General features: G+C 53.5%; 12 protein-coding genes. 8 read left to right on the top strand and 4 right to left on the bottom strand.

Going from position 1 to position 15169, the window contains the following annotated elements:
* Window positions 1-126: 126 nt before the first annotated feature.
* On the top strand, window positions 127-888 hold the full coding sequence (locus tag DUE52_RS22265) for an IS5 family transposase (protein ID WP_114408266.1): 762 nt from the start codon (window positions 127-129) through the stop codon (window positions 886-888).
* Window positions 889-994: 106 nt separating this feature from the next.
* On the opposite strand, the gene DUE52_RS22260 is transcribed toward DUE52_RS22265, so the two are convergent.
* Complete coding sequence (locus DUE52_RS22260; RefSeq protein WP_222930315.1) at window positions 995-2524, bottom strand: PKD domain-containing protein; 1530 nt, start codon at window positions 2522-2524, stop codon at window positions 995-997.
* A gap of 343 nt (window positions 2525-2867) precedes the next feature.
* Here DUE52_RS22260 and DUE52_RS22255 point away from each other — a divergent pair, with 343 nt between their 5' ends.
* The 4 genes from DUE52_RS22255 (at window position 2868) to DUE52_RS22240 (ending at window position 9953) form a co-directional block, all read left to right on the top strand.
* Entirely contained in the window at window positions 2868-3872 is a 1005-nt protein-coding gene (locus DUE52_RS22255) for an NAD(P)/FAD-dependent oxidoreductase (RefSeq protein WP_114408265.1), read from the top strand.
* 108 nt (window positions 3873-3980) lie between these two features.
* Window positions 3981-4295, top strand: coding sequence for a 2Fe-2S iron-sulfur cluster-binding protein (locus DUE52_RS22250; protein ID WP_114408264.1), 315 nt, complete (start codon window positions 3981-3983; stop codon window positions 4293-4295).
* Between the two features lie 112 nt (window positions 4296-4407).
* Window positions 4408-7569, top strand: coding sequence for a sensor histidine kinase (locus DUE52_RS22245; protein WP_114408263.1), 3162 nt, complete (start codon window positions 4408-4410; stop codon window positions 7567-7569).
* 77 nt (window positions 7570-7646) lie between these two features.
* The gene (locus tag DUE52_RS22240) at window positions 7647-9953 is read left to right on the top strand and encodes a glycoside hydrolase family 20 protein (RefSeq protein WP_114408352.1); all 2307 of its coding nucleotides are present in this window, start codon (window positions 7647-7649) and stop codon (window positions 9951-9953) included.
* Here the strand turns inward: DUE52_RS22240 and DUE52_RS22235 are convergent.
* Both DUE52_RS22235 and DUE52_RS22230 read right to left on the bottom strand, forming a co-directional pair.
* Entirely contained in the window at window positions 9925-10365 is a 441-nt protein-coding gene (locus DUE52_RS22235) for a putative toxin-antitoxin system toxin component, PIN family (RefSeq protein ID WP_114408262.1), read from the bottom strand. The genes DUE52_RS22240 and DUE52_RS22235 overlap by 29 nt on opposite strands.
* Window positions 10362-10637, bottom strand: a complete 276-nt coding sequence (locus DUE52_RS22230; RefSeq protein WP_133299912.1) for a DUF8507 family protein — start codon at window positions 10635-10637, stop codon at window positions 10362-10364. Before DUE52_RS22230 ends, DUE52_RS22235 begins: the two co-directional genes overlap by 4 nt.
* Window positions 10638-10811: 174 nt before the next feature.
* On the opposite strand from DUE52_RS22230, the gene DUE52_RS22225 reads away from it, so the two are divergent.
* The 3 genes from DUE52_RS22225 (at window position 10812) to DUE52_RS22215 (ending at window position 13865) form a co-directional block, all read left to right on the top strand.
* Window positions 10812-11723 (top strand): DUF1338 domain-containing protein, encoded by a 912-nt coding sequence (locus DUE52_RS22225; protein ID WP_114408260.1) that lies wholly within the window; start codon window positions 10812-10814, stop codon window positions 11721-11723.
* A gap of 95 nt (window positions 11724-11818) precedes the next feature.
* Window positions 11819-12826 (top strand): alkaline phosphatase D family protein, encoded by a 1008-nt coding sequence (locus tag DUE52_RS22220; protein ID WP_114408259.1) that lies wholly within the window; start codon window positions 11819-11821, stop codon window positions 12824-12826.
* Between the two features lie 25 nt (window positions 12827-12851).
* On the top strand, window positions 12852-13865 hold the full coding sequence (locus DUE52_RS22215) for an alkaline phosphatase D family protein (protein ID WP_114408258.1): 1014 nt from the start codon (window positions 12852-12854) through the stop codon (window positions 13863-13865).
* A gap of 21 nt (window positions 13866-13886) precedes the next feature.
* Here DUE52_RS22215 and DUE52_RS22210 read toward each other — a convergent pair whose 3' ends face one another.
* Entirely contained in the window at window positions 13887-15143 is a 1257-nt protein-coding gene (locus DUE52_RS22210; RefSeq protein WP_229312264.1) for a ComEC/Rec2 family competence protein, read from the bottom strand.
* Between the last annotated feature and the right edge of the window lie 26 nt (window positions 15144-15169).

Raw genomic sequence — 15169 nt, 5'->3', positions numbered from 1 at the left:
TTAATATTCATCATCGCTCCGGCGACCCGGTTTACATTTATTATTCCTTTTTATAAGAGACTGTCCAAAAATGGTATTTGAAATAAAATAAGGAGCCGGTAAGTTGGTAGGAACAAAGAACCACCAATGTATCCTACTGATCTCACCAACTCCCAGTGGCAAGTTATTCAAGAACTACTTGCCGACCAACGAAAACGCAAATATGAACTGCGTAACGTGCTTAATGCAATCTTTTATGTTGTCAAGGGCGGTATTCCCTGGCGGCTGATGCCCAATGATTTACCACCTTGGCGCATTGTTTTTTACTACTACACCAAATTTCGTCGGTTGGGCATTTGGCAAGAATTGAACGATGCATTACGGGAAAAAATCCGTCAAAAAGTCGGGCGTAAACTCAGTCCTTCGGCGGGCATTCTCGATAGCCAGAGTGTTAAAACAACAGGAGTAGGTGGCCAACGCGGCTTTGATGCGGCCAAGTGGGTCAAAGGCCGCAAACGGCACATTATTGTTGACACACTGGGCTTATTGTTGGCGGTGGTGGTTCACCGAGCCGACATTGATGAACGACGAGGGGCCGGTTTCGTTTTAGCCCGACTCTTCAGCCATAAAGCGATGTTTCCCCGTTTAGCCGTCATTTTTGCCGATGGGGGTTACGGGGGTGATTTTGAGACGATTGTCAAGAAAACATACCAGTGGTTGTTGCTGATTGTTCGCAAACCGTTTGGCTTAAAAACATTCATCCCTTTACCCAAACGATGGATTGTGGAGCGCACATTCGCCTGGTTAAATCAACACCGACGATTAAGCGTCGATTACGAAAGATCGGTCAAATCGTCAGAAGCCATGATTCAATTGGCCATGATTCGCACTATGCTTAAACGAATTTAATTACCATTTTTGGACAGTCTCTAAAAAAATACAAAAAACAGCCCGGCACAAGCAGTACCGGGCTGTCTGAATTATCCCTAAACCCTTAATCTCAAATTCTTACCCGTTATTTTTCAAGCAGAACATTGTCCTGTGCATTGGCCTTGAAGGTGTTGACGGTCGAGGCATCTGTGTTGAGTTTTGAACCGTAACTGACGAAGATTCCGTAGCCGCCACCGTTGGCGATCGTGGTATTTTTGACCGATAAATTACCGCCGTACAAAGCCACATTAGCCTTTTTGCCTGAAACGATGGCCAGACTTCCCCCGTTGCTGATCTCCGCGTTTTCGATCACATTTCGGGAGTTGTTCGAGTAAACCATCAGACCTTTCCAGGAAGCGGAGGTACGGTCGGCACCCGTGAAGATCACTTTTTCGGTGGCCGTTCCTTTGGCAATCAGATAGCCTTTGCTGTTGATCATCATGACCACATCGCGGGCTGCTTCGATCGTTACACCGGGGCTCAGCGTCAAGCCGGCTTCGACCGCAAAATCACCGGCCAGACGATACGGCGTTTTGTCTTTAAAACCACCCCAGGTAATGTCGCTGCCTTCCCGCAGGTAATAGCCCTTGATTTCAACCACATTCCGGCCGTTTTCACCCGTGAAAACCGAAGCGGCATCCAGTTTATCGACGTTGGCCGGATCGAGAACAATCCCGGCTTCGGTATTTTTCGTAAAGCTGTTGGTGGCAAATTCGCGCAAAATACCGCCTTCCTGCACCAGCAGACCATAGCCATCGTTTTGCGAGAAGAGACTGTTTTTCAGGGCAATCTGTGCTTTTCCACCGCCAAATAGCGCCATCCCGGCTTTGGTTGCGCTGATGAGGGCGCGGCTTCCGGCGTGCATCACTTCAATGTTTTCAAACACGTTGGCGTTGCTGCCCGAGTAGATCATGATACCGACCCAGTAGCCTTTGGTTTTCTCGGCACCAATGAAACGGATTTTCTTCTCCGGCGTTCCTTTCGCGATGATCAAGCCACCGCCATCGTTGATGTCCATGCGGGTATCCCGTTCAAAGGCGATCACGACACCGGGGTTGATGGTTAGTTCGTGGGAGACCGTGATGCTTTTGGTGATGATATAATCCGGATAGTCGGGGTTGGCAATGCGGTCGGTCAGCACGGTTTTAACGGTGATGCTCTTGTCGATGGCAACGGGCTGGGCGACGGAAGCGGCCAGCTTTACTTTATCCTTGCTGGTTCCGTTGGCGTTCGAAACCGTCAGTTCGAGTTCATAATCACCCACTTCATCGGCGACGAAGGTGGGTTTGGCCGTGGTGGCCGAGGTGATGGCTGCCGTACTTTTAGCGGGTTTGGAAGCAATCGTCCACTGAAAAGTCAAGGGGGCTCCTTTGGTATCGACGGATGCACTGCCGTCGAGTTTCACGGTTTCGCCCACTTGCACTTCCTGATCGGCACCGGCATTGGCCGTCACCGTGTTGGAGGGAGTGGGGGTTGGATCGACGTCGTCTTTTTTACAACCGGTTACGAGGAACGTGGCTGAAAGGAGGATGGCAAAGGCACGCTGGGTAAATACGGTGTTGACCCACGCGGAGTTTTTCGCGAATTGAATCGCGGCAGGAATTCGTTTTTTCATGATCTGATGCTGTTTACTGTTTTTGTAAGTAGCGTTCAACTACGGGTACAAAGGTGCGGCATTCACCGAATTGCGGCTGTCGCATTTTCCGACAAAAAAGAGACTTTATACGCCACCCCGCGACCGCTTGCTCAATCAATAAAAAAACGGCCATGCCTATTCCCTGTACTTATAGCATATTCTGTTTTGTCATACCTTTTGTTATGACCTTTTGCGGTTTTGGCGACTACCTTTGCCCTGCGGAAGCTGGTCGGGAACGGTCCGCCGTCGCGGTTGCAATCCTGACAAGCACCAAATCCTGACAAGCACCAAATCCTGACGAGCAAACACACAAACAAATACCATGATCACGACAGACATTTGCATCATTGGCGCGGGTCCCGTAGGACTGTTCGCTGTTTTTGAAGCCGGTTTACTGAAGATGCGCTGCCACCTCATCGACGCCCTGCCGCAGGTGGGCGGCCAGTTATCCGAAATCTACCCCCAGAAACCGATTTATGACATTCCCGGCTTCCCCGACGTCAAAGCGCAGGAGCTGGTGGATAACCTGATGGAACAGATCAATCCGTTTCACCCGACGTTCACGCTGGGCGAACGGGTGGAAAATCTGGAACGCCAGGCCGACGGATCGTTTCTCATTACCACCAACGAGCAAACCGTGGTGCATTGCCAGGTCGTGGTGATTGCGGGCGGTTTAGGTTGTTTCGAACCCCGCAAACCCGAAATCGAGGGGCTGGAAGCGTTTGAAGGGAAAGGCGTTTCGTACATGATCAAGAACCCGGAGCTGTTGCGCGACCGGCGGGTGGTGCTGGCGGGCGGGGGCGATTCGGCCCTCGACTGGACGGTTTTCCTGGCCAACATCGCCAAAGAAGTGACCCTGATTCACCGCAGCGACAGCTTTCGGGGGGCACCCGATTCGGCCGAAAAAGTGTTTGAGCTTGCCAGCGAAGGTCGGATCAACCTGATTCTGCAATCCAACATCACCCGCATTTCCGGCAACGGCCATTTGCAGGAGATCACCATTACGGGCAAAGACAAAACCGTGACGACACGCGCCACCGACCACCTGATTCCGCTCTTCGGCCTGACGCCCAAACTCGGCCCCATCGCCGACTGGGGACTTCAGATCGACAAATCAGCCATTCAGGTCGATACCACGGATTATGCCACCAACGTAGAACGGATTTACGCCATCGGCGACATCAACACCTACCCCGGCAAATTGAAACTGATTCTGTGCGGTTTTCACGAAGCCGCCCTGATGTGCCAGAGTGCGTTCAAATACGTGTATCCCAGTCAGAAATTAAGCTTTAAATACACCACCGTCAACGGAATACCAACTTTTTAATATTTAGACAAGAGAGGATAGACAAGAGAGTAGAGACAAAAAAAGCCGTGGTCACCGGTCTTTACTCTCTTGTCTTTACTCTCTTGTCTTTACTCTCACATCTACACCATGATCCACTTCACCATTGAAGACCAAACCGGCGGGCAGCAGCCGATCGAAATACCGGAGGGCATCAGCCTGAGCCTGATGGAAGTGCTGAAAGCTTCCGAATACCCTATTTTGGCCACCTGCGGGGGCATGGCCCTGTGCGCCACCTGCCATGTAGCCGTGCTGGAAGGCGCCGACCGCTTGCCGCCGGTGAACGATGCGGAAGGCGATCTGCTGGATACCTTGCCCGACGCGGATTCGGACAGTCGGCTGGCGTGTCAGTTGCGTGTCGACGAGACGATGGACGGGGCGGTTTTCCGGTTGCGGGCTGCGTAGCTTTCCGATGGGGGAAATAGACTCAGATGATGCATTTTAGTATTATTTTTGCGTCATTTGAAAACCGGTACAACAAACCAGCGTTTTCGCCCACCGACCCCTTTCTTTTTCAATGATTACCCTACGACGCCCGGCGTTTCTAGTAACCTTCTGGTTGTTGTTTACGCAGGTCCTGGCCCAGTCCCCCACGCTGTCGTTTCAACGCCTATCGCTGCGCCAGGGGTTGGCCACGAATTATGTCAGTGCCATTACACAGGATGATCTCGGATTTATCTGGATCGGAACAGTCAGGGGCCTGACGCGGTTCGACGGGTTGCGCTGCACCAATTATAGCCCTCAATTCGGTAATCCACAGTCACTTCCACACCGTACCGTCCGTTGTGTGTTCAAGGCCCGGGATGGTATTCTCTGGGTAGGAACCCAGAAAGGCCTGGCCCGGCTTGATCCCCAGACGCAGTCGTTCCGGCGGTATTCGTTCAAATCATTGGGCGAAGGCTGCAACCTGATTCGGACCGCCGTTCAAACGACCAACGGCCTGCTGTGGTTTGGTACCAGCGGTGGGGTGGTGACATTTGACCCGGCAACCGGAAAATCCCGGTTGCTGACCATGCCGTCCGACTCTACCGAACGACCAACGGCTAACTTTATCCGGCAGTTGGTACTCGATGGCCCAACGATCTGGATTGCCACGCAAGCCGGTCTTTATGCCTACAGCCCGGCTACGCAACAGTTCCGCCGGTTTCGTCATAACGCATCCGTGGCCACCTCGCTGCCCGATGATCATATTGCTTCAATCACCCGGCACCCCCGTTCGGGCGCCTTGTATGTTGGAACCCGAAAGGGGCAGATTGCCATCCTGAATCCAGCTACGGGCCAGTTTCGATCCCTGCCAATCGCGGTCAACCAGAGCATAGCCTCGTTATTGATTACCCAGGAAGGCGATCTGTGGGCTGCCGTCGCCGGCGAAGGGTTATACCGGTACGATGCCTCCCAAAACCGGTTTCTGGGGTATAAGAATGACGAAAATAACCCCCGAAGCCTGGTTTCCAATTCCCTGCGCGCGTTGTTCGAAGACCGATCCGGGATCATCTGGGTTGGTTCCGATGATGCCGGACTGAGTTGGTTCAACCCCAAAATTGATAAGTTCCGCTCGCTCTACGACGATGTGGGTTACAGTCCGGCCTCATCCCTGGGCCTGGACGCCACGTCGCTATCGTTCGACCGGAGCGACCGGCTTTGGGTTGCCTCGCGCGATGGGCTGGTCATGATCGATCCGCAGAAACAGTCCTACCGGATTTACAAGCACGACCCGAAAAGCCCGACCAGCATCGGAAATGACCTGACCTACAATGTGTTGGCCGATCGGGATGGGAAAATCTGGGTGGGTCATTTCACCGGTTTGAGTCGGCTGGATACGGCCACGCACCAGTTCGAGCAAATTCGTTGTTTGCCTACGGCCGACAACCTGGCCAATTACCCGCCTTTTGATCCGAACCGACGCGATTTTGTGGCCGGTAGTCAGGTGTTTTATAGCGCACAGGCTCCAGATGGCCGGATTTTCATCGGGACAAACGAAAAATTGACCATTTACGATCCCCGAACCCGCACGTTCCTCAACCGGTTCAACGACGAACGAATCCGGAAATTACCCGGCAAAAACTACAATACACTCTATATCGACCGCTTCAACAATCTCTGGGTAGGAGGGTTTGGGCCGGTTTATAAAATCAGCCCGGATCTAAAACTGCTGGATGAATATGTGCATGATCAAAACGATCCGCACAGCTTACCCGACGATGGCGTAACGGACTTTGCCGAGGATGAAACCGGAAAGCTCTGGATGAGTACAGACAATGGCCTGGCCCGGCTCGACGAACAAACCAAACGGTTCGATGTCTTTACAACCCGGCACGGCTTGCCCAACAGCGACATTGCCGCTTTGCGACTGACCGGCGATACGCTCTGGATCAGCACGTCCAACGGGGTTGCCGTCACCGATATTCGCCAGCTTCGTTTTGTCCCCTTCGATGAAGCCGACGGCTTGCCGATGACCGAATTTGAGTCGGGGTCGAGCGAGCGCGATTTGAAAGGGCGGCTCTATTTTGGGGCCATGCGGGGGCTGGTCTACATTCAGCCCGGCCGGGTTCGGATCAATCGGTTTGTTCCGCCGGTGTATCTGACCTCCTTCAAAGTCAACGGGCGGGAGTATTTGCGGAACATTTCGGCCAATCCACCGGACATCGTTCTCGATCACGACCAGGATCAGTTCAGCTTTGAAATCGCGGCCCTGAACTTCGACAATCCTGGTGCCAACCGGTATGCCTACCGGCTCGAAGACTTCGAGGAACGCTGGAACCAGACCGGAAACCGCCCGTTTGCCAGCTACACCAATGTGCCGTCCGGCGACTACGTCCTGCACGTCATTGCAGCCAACAACGATGGCATCTGGAACCGGGAAGGCTACCGGCTGCGGGTGACGATCCGGACGCCCTTCTGGGAAACCTGGTGGTTTCGGCTCTCGGCCCTTGGTGCCCTCATTGCCCTCGTGGTTTTCATTGCCCAGTGGCGAAACCGCCGGGTGGCGAAGGAGCAACAGGAGAAAAGCGAGCTGCGGGAACGGATTGCCACCTCGGAAATGAAGGCCCTTCGGTCGCAGATGAACCCCCACTTCCTGTATAATTCGCTGAATGCCGTCCGGCTTTTTGTGCTGCAAAACGACAGCGACAATGCGGATAAGTATCTGGTCAAATTCGCCCGGCTGATGCGGCTGATTCTGGGCAATTCGCGGCAGGAGTGGGTGACGCTGGCCAGCGAAACCGAACAGCTTCAACTATATCTGGAACTGGAACAACTGCGGTTTGGCCACCAGTTCGACTTTTCGATTGAAACCGATCCTTCGCTGGATCAGGAGCGGGTTTCCATTCCGCCGATGATTATTCAGCCCTACATCGAAAATGCGATTCTGCACGGCATGGCCCACAAAAAAAGCCGGGGTTCCATCCGGGTTTGCATCAAACCCGTCGGCGAACACCTGGAGTGCATGGTGGACGACGATGGGGTGGGGCGGCAAAAAGCCGCATCCCTCAAAAGCCACGCGGCTTCGTCGCACCAGAGCGTCGGTCTGAAAGTGACGGAGGAACGACTGCAACTGATTCAGCAGCGCAGCGGAAAAGAAGCGGGATCGACAATCATCGACAAACGGAATGACGACGGCGAACCGGCCGGAACGCAGGTTGTGATTCGACTTCCACTGACGCTTCAGGAACCCGTTTGAGCCGTTCGCTATGAATCTGGAAGGGGGAAATTCCTTTTTGCCTACCTTTGAATTTTGCCAACCACCGTACGTTCTTCATGAAACACCTTGTTGCCTTCCTGGTCTGTCTTACGCTATCGTTTTCCCTGATTGCCCAATCCGACAACGCTTACAACCTGCTTCCTTTTCCGGCCCAGTTTGCGGGCAGCGACGGCCACTTTACGGTTTCGGCCGCTACGCGCATCGTCATTGGCGCCAAAGACGCGGGGCAGCGAGCAGCCGCCCAAGCGCTGGCCGGCCAACTGAAACCCGCCAGCGGTTTTCCAATTGCGGTAACACCCGCGCTGGCGAAAGGAAAGCACATTGTTTTTCAGGCGCATAAAGCCGGTCGCTGTGGCCCGGAAGGCTATGTCCTGAACGTAAAACCGGAACGGATTGTGGTGGAAGCCGAAACGCCCAAAGGCTATTTCTACGCCGTACAAACCTTACTTCAGCTCTTGCCGACGGCGGTTTTCAGCCCCACGAAAGTCGACAATGTTGCCTGGACCATTCCGGCCTGCCAGCTACTCGACCGGCCCCGCTACGGCTACCGGGGGCTGATGCTCGATGTCAGTCGCCATTTCATGCCGGTGTCGTTCGTCAAGCGGTTTATCGACCTGATGGCGATGCACAAACTCAACACCTTCCACTGGCATTTGACCGACGACCAGGGCTGGCGGATCGAGATCAAAAAATATCCCAAACTGACGCAGATCGGCTCCAAACGCAAGGAAACTGTGGTCGGTCACAATGCTGCCAACTACCCGTTTCAGTACGATGGAAAAGAATACGGCGGTTTTTATACGCAGGAACAGATCAAAGACGTGGTGCGGTATGCGGCTGCCCGGCACGTGACGATTGTTCCCGAAATTGAAATGCCGGGCCACGCGCTGGCGGCTCTGGCTTCGTATCCCGAATTTTCGTGCGATGCGGCCAAAAAATACGAGGTGGCGACACGCTGGGGCATTTTCAAAGACGTTTATTGCCCCAACGAGCCAACGTTCGCGTTTTTGCAGCATGTGTTGACGGAAGTGATGGCGCTGTTTCCCGGAAAATACATCCACATCGGCGGAGACGAATGCCCGAAAGACGCCTGGAAAGCCAGTGCATTCTGTCAGGACCTGATCAAAAAACTGAAGCTGAAAGACGAACACGAGTTGCAGAGCTATTTCATTCAGCGCATCGAAAAGTTTGTGAACTCGAAAGGACGGGCCATTATTGGCTGGGACGAAATTCTGGAAGGTGGTCTGGCTCCCAACGCAACGGTGATGAGCTGGCGCGGCACCGAAGGCGGGATTGAAGCCGCCAAACAGAAACACAACGTGGTGATGACGCCCGGCGAGTTTTGCTATCTGGATCAATATCAGGCCAATCCGGCGCAGGAACCGCTGGCGGGTGGCGGCTATTTGCCCATCGAAAAAGTGTACAGCTACGAGCCGACGCCTGCCGAACTGACGCCCGACCAGCAAAAATACATTCTGGGGGTGCAGGGCAACGTCTGGACCGAATATATTCCGACGACGCAGCACGTCGAGTACATGGTTTTTCCGCGGGCGTCGGCGCTGGCCGAAATTGGCTGGATGCCAAAGGGACCGCGCAATTTCGAGGATTTTGCGATGCGCCTGAAGGAGCACCTGAAACGACTGAATTACCTGAATGTCAACTATTCCAAACAACTGCTCGATGTTCGGGCCGTGACGCAGTTTACCGACGCCGACCAGTTGCAGGTTCGGCTGGAAAAACTCGATTCCGACAGCAAGATTTATTACACGACCAACGGCAAACAACCTTCCACGACGTCGACCGAATACACCATGCCGATTGCGCTGAAAAAAACGACGACGATCAAAGCCGTGACAACCGCCGGAGCCCGGTTTGAGGAAACGTTTTACATCCATCGGGCGAAAGGAAAACCGTATACTTACGCCAATATTGCTACTGAAAAAGCCGACCCAACGAAGAAAAAACTGACCGACGGTCAGGTTGCCCAAAGTCCCCGCAACAAGTCGGAATGGGTCAGCGTAACCGGCGAAGATCTGGAGGTGACGATCGATCTCGGCGAGGTGCGGCCCGTCACCAAAGTGTCGGCCAACTTCCTGAAGCGCATTTCGTACAACGATTTTCCGCCTTCTGCCGTCGAAATCGGCTTGTCGCAGGATGGCACGACCTACAAGGATGCGATCAGCCAGCCGGTCAAGTATCCGCTCGAAGGATCGTGGGGGATGCTGCCGGTGGTAGCCGATTTCAAAACCGCCCGGGCGCGGTATGTGCGCATCAAAGCCAAAAATGCCGGGGTGGCTCCGGCGGGTTTACCGAGGGAAGGGTTGCCGACGGCGGTTAGCGTGGATGAGGTGGTGGTGGAGTGATGTCTTTATTTTTAAGAATACGGTAGAATTCGTCCGGTGTGACGGGATTGACCTTAGGGAACTCGATCTTTTTCAGTACGTCAAAATGTCGGTCAAACGTGATGAGGTAGTCTGCCTGACAAGCCACTGCGCAATCGACAAACTTATCATCGTCGTGATCTGCTTCAATTAAATGCCAGAAAAAGCTGGGAGCGACCAGAATTGCATTTTGGCTGTTTAGCAAGCCCTCAGTGACGTTTCGGGCCAGATTTAAGCTATAATATGTCTCAAGGTGTTCTTCGTATTCTGCGATGATATCGGTTGAAATCCCAAACTCAAACTCCCGGTTTCGTAGTGCGTCAAAAAGCCAGCGATGTCGTGATCCTTTACCGATGGACGCCGACAAACAGTTGGAGTCAATGACAACAATCATCTTCCGGTTTGCTGATAAGGAGTCCGGTGGTGTTCATGCGCCATTTTTTCAAAATCGTCGGGAGTATATTTTTTTTGAGTTTCAATTTCATCCGCTTCCTGATCAACCAGTCGGAAAAAATAATCCGCAATAAGCTGTTTGATCTCTTTTTCCTGTTCTTCCGTTAACTCCCGGTCAAATGCACGCAGCATATGAAGCTGTAGTGGGCTCAGTTTCCCATTGGATAAGGCGGTTTGTTCCAGCGAAGAGTTTTTAGAATCGATAGAAGCCATATGCTACACTATTTTAGTTAAAGATACTATAATTGTAGCTTTTTGACAATCTAGTCCTTAATTCGACAACCTAATACTTAATCGACAATCTAATCCTTAATTCGACAACCTAATACTTAATCGACAATCTAATCCTTAATTCGACAGTCCAGTCCCTAATCGACACTCTAATCCATGACCACTCCATCCGAAAGACTGAAAACCCTCGACGCCGTCCTCGACGGTTTGATGAGCCGGTATCAGGAACGCGTTCCCGACGTGTTGAAAATCGTCGATGCGCTCATTGACGAGAACGTGATTCGGGTCGCTGACGATATTGAAAATGACCACATTGCGTTCCGGACGATGGGCGTGCCGAGCCTCGGTATCCAGTCGTTTGAAAAGATCTTTCTGCACTACGGCTACGAAAAACGCGAACCGTATGACTTTAAGGAAAAGAAACTGAACGCCTGGTGGTACAGCCCGCCGAAACCGCATTATCCGCGCATTTTTGTGAGCGAACTGCGGGTGCGGGATTTGTCCGATGCAGCCCAGCATGTCATTTACAAGTACACGGATACCGTCGTTTTCGACCCGGTCAATGCGCTGGATCTGGACGATGCCGGGGCCGTCGATCAGTTTCTGCACCAGCCGCTCTGGCAGATTCCTTCGCTCGACGACTACCGGACGTTGCTGAACGAAAGTGAATATGCCGCGTGGGTGATTTATAACCGCTATTACCTCAACCACTTCACGATCAGTGTGCATAACCTGAAACCGGGTTACAACACCATTCAGGACTTTGTCGCTTTTCTGGAACGGCGCGGGATCAAACTCAACACGGCGGGTGGTACGATCAAAACCAGTCCGGACGAAGGGCTGTTGCAGGCGTCGACTGTTGCTCAGATGATTGACGCGGAATTTGCCGACGGCAAGACCCATCGCATTGCGGGTTCCTACGTCGAATTTGCCGAACGCCGGGTGTTGCCGGAATTTCGGCACCTGCCCGCCGACCAGATCCGGCGCGAACACCGGCGCGACGGTTTTGAAGCCGGCAATGCGGACAAGATTTTTGAGAGCACGTTTACGTCGCAAACCGGGAAGTGATCAGCTCCTTTTCTTCTGTTAACAAATGGTAAAGTTGATTCGGAAACGAATCAACTTTTTTACATTTACAGGAATTATCGCCCCAATCTTCCTCCATGAAAAAACTAGTTCTACTTGGCCTGCTGGTCTGGACGGGATGCCGCACCCCGAAAACCGAAACGGCGGCTTCCGCCACTCAGAAGCCCGTTACCCAAATTGCCTTCGGTTCGTGCAGCCATCAGAAACGGCCCCAACCGCTTTGGGATGACATTGTGGCTCAAAAACCGGACGTCTGGATCTGGCTGGGCGACAACATCTATGGGGATTCGGAAAACCTGGATACGCTGAAAGCCAAATACGCCCTGCAGAAATCCAACCCGGTTTACGGGCAGTTGCGGCAATCCACCAAAATCATTGGCGTTTGGGACGACCACGATTACGGCGTGAACGATGGCGGCAAGGAATATCCGCGCCGGAAAGAAAGTCAGCAGTTGATGCTGGATTTTCTGGACGTACCCGCCAGCAGCCCCTTGCGGAAACAGGAAGGTGCTTATTCCTCGCACGTTTATGGGCCAAAAGGGCAACGGGTGAAGGTGATTCTGCTCGATGGCCGGTATTTCCGTGATCCGTTGAAAAAAGTCAACAAGGTCAATACACCTGACCCCTCGGGTGATATTCTGGGCGAAGCGCAATGGCAGTGGCTGGAGCAACAATTGACCAACTCCGACGCCGATGTCCACATCATCGGGTGTGGGATTCAATTTCTGGCCAACGACCACACATCCGAAAAATGGGGCAACTTCCCCACCGCCCGGCAGCGGTTTTTCGATCTGTTAAGCAAAACAAAACCGAAAGGAGCTATGCTGATCAGTGGCGACCGGCACATTGCCGAAATATCCAAAATCAGCCTGCCGGGACTCGGCTATGATCTGTACGACATCACCAGCAGTGGCCTGACGCACACCTCCAAACCCTACGAACAACCGAATGCGTATCGGGTCGGCAAAATGGCTTTTGACTTAAATTACGGCTTGTTTTCCATCGACTGGGCTAAAAAAACGGCAACCGTTCGGGTGAAAGGCGACAACCAGGCGACGTATCTGACGCAGGAAATCCCCTTTTGATACAGCTTCCTGATTTCTCAACGTTATGAAAACTATTTTTTTACTCGGTCTGCTTGGCTGCACGCTTTGGATGGGATGCCGTACCCCGAAAACCAAAACGGCGGCTTCCGCCACTCAGACCGTCACCACGATTGCTTTCGGTTCGTGCAGCGATCAGAAGCGGCCAACGCCCTTGTGGGATGATATTGTGGCTCAAAAACCGGAGGTCTGGATCTGGCTGGGCGACAACATCTACGGGGATTCGGAAAACCTGGATACGCTGAAAGCCAAATACGACAAGCAGAAATCCAACCCGGTTTACGGGCAATTGCGGCAGTCCACGAAAATCATTGGCGTTTGGGACGACCACGATTACGGCGTGAACGATGGCGGCAAGGAATATCCGCGCCGGAAGGAAAGTCAGCAGTTGATGCTGGATTTTCTGGACGTACCCGCCAGCAGTCCCTTGCGCAAGCAGGAAGGCGCTTATTCCTCGCACGTTTATGGGCCAAAAGGGCAACGGGTGAAGGTGATTCTGCTCGACGGCCGGTATTTCCGCGATCCGTTGAAGCAGGAGAACAAAGTCAACATTCCCGATCCGTCCGGGGATATTCTGGGCGAAGCGCAATGGCAGTGGCTGGAGCAACAATTGACGAAATCCGACGCCGATGTTCACATCATCGGGTGCGGTATTCAGTTTCTGGCCAACGAACACATCTACGAAAAATGGGGCAACTACCCCACCGCCCGGCAGCGGTTTTTCGATCTGTTGAGCAAAACAAAACCCAAAGGGGCCATGCTGATCAGTGGTGACCGGCACATTGCCGAAGTGTCCAAAATCACGGTTCCGGGACTCGGCTATGATTTATACGACATCACCAGCAGCGGTTTGACACATACCTCCAAACCCCGTGAAGAGCCGAACGCCCTGCGGGTTGGCAAGGTGGTTTTCGATCTGAACTACGGCTTGTTCACCATCGACTGGGCCAGAAAAACGGCGACGGTTCGGATCAACGGCGATAAGCAGGCGACGTATCTGACGCAGGAAATCCCCTTTTGACGGTTCTTTCCGTTGTAAATATTACCGCGACTGGTACGGGCCGTGAATGGCTTTCACCCGGAACGACTCGTCGGTATCTTCCAGAATGATGACGCGATACGTGTCTCCGCCCGGATCGACCCGCACCAGCACATGCCCGGAATCGCTTTTCAGGCGGTTTAGCATCTCACCGATCACCAACTTGTTGGCTTCCAGTATGTTAGTGGCAAACACGTCGCGGTCGCCGGGGTAAACCTGCTGCGAATAAATGCGCGCCAGCACATCGTGTCCCGGATGGTCGGACGACCAGACCGGGATCACCAGTACGCGGGGGCGCAGGCTACCGAGCAGAAAACCGTTCTGCGAATCGCGGTTGCCGTGGTGATCGAGCAGTTGCACCTCCACCGGCCCAACCGACCGCGCTACCGGCGTTTCGACATCGTGCCACATCGGCGCACCGAATTGCAGGACGCCAGGAATGTCGCCCCCCGAAAAATAATCGAATTTGCCGTAGCTCAGCCGCAGGGCCATGCTGCACATATTCTCGTTGGGATACTGATTTTGGGGCAACGATTTCAGTTCCGGGAAATGCTGGCGCGTGACTGACCCAACGCCCGTCCAGATCTCGCCGTTGACAGCCAGGTTCCGGATTTCAAACCGGTCCTTGTATTTCGCGGGTTGTTTCAGCAACTGAATCTGGTCGTTGCGCCCGGCCTGCAACCGCTCGACTTTCAGGGCCTTGTTCTGCATTTGCCAGCTCAGAAACTTCCGGTAATTCGTCACCAGCGGGTCCTGCTCGAAGGAGCGGGGATAATTGTAATCCGGCCAGCCCCGGTCGATAAGGGTTCGGATGGGAATATGTTCGCCGACTTCGGTAACCCCCGTGAGTAGATAACCGCCCGCCGATTTTTTGGAAGCTGACGACGGTGCGCCCATGTGGTCGTCGTGAAAATGGGTCATGATAGCGTAGTCGATGGCCGGATCGGAGCGGAAACTTTGGGCTTTTCGGGCATAACGCGCAATCCATTCCCCGGCATGGCGGTCGGCGTTGGGGCGGGCGGGGGTGTTGCGCGGGCTCGTTGTTCGGGGGTCGGTCAGATCCAGTTCCCCGGCGTCGATCAGGGCCGTGGTGCCATCGGGAAGGATCAAAAACGCCGAATTGCCGCGACCGGTATTGATCTGGTGAATGTCCAGATAGCCTTCCTGCCAGACCGGCAGCGGCTGGCCCACCGTCTGGCCGTAGCTGATCAGTACATTTCCGAAAACGAACAGGCAGGCGAGTACGTAAAACCGTTTCATAGGGGGAGAGGAGTTGTCAGGCAAAG

The organism is Larkinella punicea, from assembly GCF_003334855.1.
In the GTDB taxonomy this organism is placed as follows: domain Bacteria; phylum Bacteroidota; class Bacteroidia; order Cytophagales; family Spirosomataceae; genus Larkinella; species Larkinella punicea.
The sequence above is the reverse complement of the archived record's forward strand: the minus strand, read 5'-3'. Positions and strand labels throughout refer to the sequence as shown.